We start from the raw sequence: 4,761 nt of genomic DNA, 5'->3' as shown, positions 1-4,761 counted from the left end.
TTTCATATTAATCATCTCTCCTTTTAGTGGTGCAATCTTATTCTTATCTGTTAACAATGAAAATTATTTAGTGATTTATTATTTTTCCATAATTATCACGTCTAACTCATCTTTAATAACTACTATTAATTACAATCTATTTATCATTTAATGCTAAATTAATTTTATCAACATCTCCCTTAGGTATTTCCGGATGTTCCCTAATCCATTCAGATAATCCTTTTTGAATTCGTTCCTCATTTTCACTTGCATATCCTTCAAAAACCACTTCACTTATGTCCTCATGATTAAAGTAGGTTATTTTTTCTGGTTCTAACCCAATCAACTGATTTACACCTGCATAATCAAAATAACAAAGTTCCTCCTTGATGCTAAAAATCGGATGGCGTAAAACTATCATTACTGGTATTGCTCCACCCTCTAAATAAACCACACTACCTAATGTCAATAACTTATTTGTTTTCACTCCTGCTCTCCTTTAAATATCTAAATAAATGTTATTTTCTTGTAAAATGATCTCACTTTGTTTTCTCTTCTATTTCAAATTCTACAATCTGATTGTTTTCGTTAATAACAATCCCATTATAAAATAAAATGATATAAAGTATAATTGGTATAATCAAAAACAGTCTCAACTGAACAAAATAGGAAAATAAAAATATTGGAAAAATAAAAACAAGAAATAAAAATGCATAAGCAACTATTTTTATAAAAACCGCTTTCATAATCACCAAAAACCAATCCCTTCTTTCACTGTTTTTAATGGCGTCAACGACCTAACTTTTCCAGTGTAGCTTAAATCCGCATTTCGTTCTCTAAGAAAATTTTTAAGTTTAATTTTCCTATACCAGGACACCAAGAAAAATGAAATTAATAAAACAAGGACTAAAATCAATAGATTTATACTACCTTGAACTAAACTTGCTGCATGATTTGTCGGACCTAACCATAACTCAAATGGAGTCAGCCAACGGATAAATGCTGATAACACAATTACTATTCCTAAATTAGTCAATCGCTTAGTGCTATTCAATCCTCGATCAGCAATATGATTATATAATGAATATTCTGTTTGATAAATTTTAAAAAATCTCTTAGAAGACAGACTATAATTTCTTTGCACAAGATATTCTTGACCTAAATCTGTCACAATCAGATACCAACCTTTTTGCACCGCCCTATCATTCAATGTGATATTAAAAATTTGGCCTTTAACTCTATATACATTTACCATGAAAATAACCCTTTGACACCATTAACCATATTATTCCAACCAGAAACAACAGCTTTCCCAACATTATCTTCAAATTTTTTCACCTCTGGGAAAGTCTCTCTCGCCCATTCATTTGCATATGCTATACCTACACCTATAGCAACTGTAGCGCCCAATCCTAAACTTATTGGATTGGCCATCATCCCCACTGAAGCCAACACTACACTCCCTCCTTCAACCAAAGCAATGGCTCCTGCAGTCGTTACAGTATTAGTAATTTCTTTCCCCCAAGCAACTTCTGCAGAATCCCCAAACAGCATGTCAATGCCAACACCTGCTATTAAACCCATTCCTGTACTAACACCTTTACCAATAGCTTTAGCTGTCCCTTTAATAGAATTCTCAGCCGCTTCTGTAGCAGCTCTAGTAGCTCCTGGTGTCATCCCCATGATTTTTCCGTTGCTCAAGACTGTTGAATATCTGTTTGCAAATATCTCAGCACTTTTTTCCATCGCTTTTTTAGCACCAACGTCAATAATCTTATCTTCAGCAGCACTGCTTATTTTTTCCACTGCAGTTGTTGTAAAAATATTTAGAAACCAAGCCCTGATAACCATCTGCTGAGGCACAGGCACTTGGAGACTCCGCACTGAATGCCCTCAGATTATCCAGTTTTTCCTGAGCAGCAGTCAGTTGATTTTGCGCTGCTGTAAGCTGTTCTTGTAAGCGACCAATTCTTGCCGCATCTCCTGCAGCTGGTTTAGATTTAGATTGAAGACCAGAAATCGAAGCGCTGAGGCTCATACAACCTCTCGTTGCGCTATCAATCTCCGCTTGCAGCTGTTCCTCATCTATATTTTCAGCTCCACACTTGGCCGCATAACTATCCGCCAGTGTGTTCGCCGCATCCGCAACTGCTTCAGAGTAGAGAATGCACCCTTTATAATAAGGACTCATGACACTTGTCGCATATGCACGGGCTGCATCATAGCCTGTTCCTATCAGCTCACCGCCGCTGCCGCCGAAGCTGTCAAAGGCACTAATCAACTGGTTGAACCCTGCTACACGTGACTGCGAGGCAGACGACATCGTGGAAGACTGTGTCTGCAGACTAGCATAATTTACCTTTACCATATACTTCCTTTCTGTTAGTGAATTTAGATTGCTGAAATCTTTAGCTAAAACTTTATCAACCTATTGCTTATCACACTCCAGCTTTTTACGCTGATCATGCAGAGCAGTTAATTGCGTCTGATAAGCTTGGTAGCGTTTCTTAATCGCTTTGTCTTCTTCCTCAAAGTCAACTTCCAGCGTCCGTGTAGTCGACTCAATATCATCTAAAAGATAATGGTAGAAAGCTGAATGAGACGAAGTTACTCCTAGATCCAACAAGTTCTTAAAGTGAAATAGGGCGCTGCCTTGTGAGGACATCACATCCTCTCGCGTCACCTTAAACTGACGATATTCAACATCCAAATCCTCGATTTTATGTTCTAGTTCATACTGGCGACGATGTAAGTCATCCAGCTGATCTTGTTTCGATTTTTCTTTTTTCATTATAACCTCTATATCATTTTACCTCGGCTAATCTGTTTTTGCTGCTTATCTAAATCAAATATATCCGCTTTTAAACAAACGAGAGAAACCCCTGAAAATATAACTTTTTCTTGAGGGGTTCTCTATTTTAAAGCATTGGCTAATATTGAAAACTCTACAGCGTAATATTCTCTATGCTACTCTAAAGGGCCTGTTATTTTACCTTTCGGAATAGAAGTCCCTTGCTCTTTTATCCATTGTTGAAAGAACTCTCTAAAATGTTCTTCGCTATCGTTTATATAACCCTCAAATACGACTTTAGAGATATTTTCTTCATTAAAATAAAATACTTGATTAACATCCAAACCAATAGGATACTTACAAGCACTATAATCATACCATACTGTTTCATCACCTTCTTCAATGAGAGGAGCACGATTTAAAATCATCAAATCTTGGGACCCATCTTTCAAACGCACAATTGAACCGATACTTAACATTTTTTCTCCTTTTTTTCTTTTTTATTTTTATCCAGTAATTACTTGCCGGACGCATGAAAAACATATTCCCTATAAATAACCAAAATGTCAAAAATATTAACAATCCAATATGACCAATATAATTATCCATTATGTTCGTTAAAAAGGCGGCAATAATCATTACTGTAAACAACACTGACATAATATATGCAAAAATACTAAAAAGCAATTCTTTAACAAAACGAGGATAAAGGTATATCTTATGATAGCCCCTATTTTTTAATCCACTAGGGACTTCATAAGAAACTGTAAGCCATAAACGCAAACCAAAAACCAATAATACAATTAGAATAGCTAAAAAATTGCTAATTCTACTTGAATCAAATTTCAAAAATTGATTAATATCAAATACTCTTGATAGAAGCATGGCACCTACGCCAGTTCCTAAGCTATAGCCAAGACCATGTTTTTCAAAAGCCTCTTTTAACCGAGCATTCTTCTCCTCTGATTGGGACAATTGCTCATATTCTTCCTTACTCATCTCGTAACATCTGTGAGGCATAAAGTAAATCAACAAGGGAAAGAAGTAGACAATCAAAAAAGGGCGTTCTACATCCAGAAGATAATATCTATCCTCTGTTTTTAGTATGCGATATCGAAGGTTTTTTTTAGCCAAGGGCTCCATTTCAGCCTTTTTAAACATTTATATAATACCTTTCGTAACGTCAAGAGAAGGGATTCAAAGAAGCAAATCCTCCAGAGAAAGCTTGTCCTATACCTGACACTGTATCTCCAATCCAATCACCTGCTGCTTTCATTCCTTTATCCAACTCTTTCCCAACATTGTCTAACGTGTCTCTCATCCCAAATGCATTATTCTCGTAGCCCCATTCAAAAAGTTTTACTGCACCGTATCCTACTGCAAAACCTGCTAAACCAGCCCAACCGACTGGCCCACCAGCTAACATAGCTATAGCACCACTTGTTACTCCTGAAGCTGCCCAACCGACCGCTGTACTTGCACCTGTATGTACAACTGCCTGCCCCAATGTCTTGCCTTCATTTGCAACATCATTCCAAACACCAAAGCCAAAGCCAAGCACTTTTGTTATTGGGTTATCTAGTATTTTGCCGACTTTTGCCATCTTAGCAGCTGACTGAGCATTATTACGAGCAACTCTGCTGAGATTCTCTCCAAGCATAACAAATCCATTTGGTCCACCTTGACTCGCGACTGTTGAAGCTCGAGTAAGTTCAGATAATGTTTTTGCTGATTTTGAAAGTAACCACTTTCCAGCCTCACCAATTCCCTCGCCAAAATTAGTCGCGTTTTCTAACCAAGAATTACCTTTTTTTGCGAATTCATTTGTTTGTTGCACTGAGCTATTGTCTACTTCCTTTTGCTTCTCAATATTTTTCTTCGCCTCATTTTGATCTAGCGCATGCTTGACATTTTCCAGTAAATTACTATTCGGATAGCGTGACTCATACTCCTGAAGGGTCTTCGTCTCTTCATCTGTTAACTCTTTCCCA

The 4,761-nt window shown here is 36.9% G+C and carries 7 protein-coding genes and 1 pseudogene; all 8 read right to left on the bottom strand.

Going from position 1 to position 4,761, the window contains the following annotated elements; all coding sequences use genetic code 11:
- Positions 1-136: 136 nt before the first annotated feature.
- Positions 137-466, bottom strand: coding sequence for a DUF4176 domain-containing protein (locus tag DHL47_RS13095; protein ID WP_128837584.1), 330 nt, complete (start codon positions 464-466; stop codon positions 137-139).
- Between the two features lie 261 nt (positions 467-727).
- A complete protein-coding gene (locus DHL47_RS13090; protein ID WP_128837583.1) occupies positions 728-1,234 on the bottom strand; it encodes a hypothetical protein in 507 nt (168 codons plus the stop codon).
- On the bottom strand, positions 1,228-1,842 hold the full coding sequence (locus DHL47_RS13085; RefSeq protein ID WP_209552166.1) for a hypothetical protein: 615 nt from the start codon (positions 1,840-1,842) through the stop codon (positions 1,228-1,230). Before DHL47_RS13085 ends, DHL47_RS13090 begins: the two co-directional genes overlap by 7 nt.
- On the bottom strand, positions 1,760-2,347 hold the full coding sequence (locus DHL47_RS13080) for a hypothetical protein (RefSeq protein ID WP_209552165.1): 588 nt from the start codon (positions 2,345-2,347) through the stop codon (positions 1,760-1,762). The genes DHL47_RS13085 and DHL47_RS13080 overlap by 83 nt, the downstream gene beginning before the upstream one ends.
- Positions 2,348-2,407: 60 nt before the next feature.
- Entirely contained in the window at positions 2,408-2,770 is a 363-nt protein-coding gene (locus DHL47_RS13075) for a hypothetical protein (protein ID WP_209552164.1), read from the bottom strand.
- 176 nt (positions 2,771-2,946) lie between these two features.
- The gene (locus DHL47_RS13070) at positions 2,947-3,249 is read right to left on the bottom strand and encodes a DUF4176 domain-containing protein (protein ID WP_209552163.1); all 303 of its coding nucleotides are present in this window, start codon (positions 3,247-3,249) and stop codon (positions 2,947-2,949) included.
- A complete protein-coding gene (locus DHL47_RS13065) occupies positions 3,170-3,931 on the bottom strand; it encodes a DUF443 domain-containing protein (protein WP_245335650.1) in 762 nt (253 codons plus the stop codon). Before DHL47_RS13065 ends, DHL47_RS13070 begins: the two co-directional genes overlap by 80 nt.
- Before the next feature lie 22 nt (positions 3,932-3,953).
- Positions 3,954-4,761: pseudogene (locus tag DHL47_RS13060) on the bottom strand (hypothetical protein); the annotation flags it as partial.

Origin of the sequence: Streptococcus panodentis (genome assembly GCF_017884005.1) — a bacterium.
In the GTDB taxonomy this organism is placed as follows: Bacteria; Bacillota; Bacilli; order Lactobacillales; family Streptococcaceae; genus Streptococcus; species Streptococcus panodentis.
This window is presented reverse-complemented; position numbering and strand designations above follow the sequence as displayed.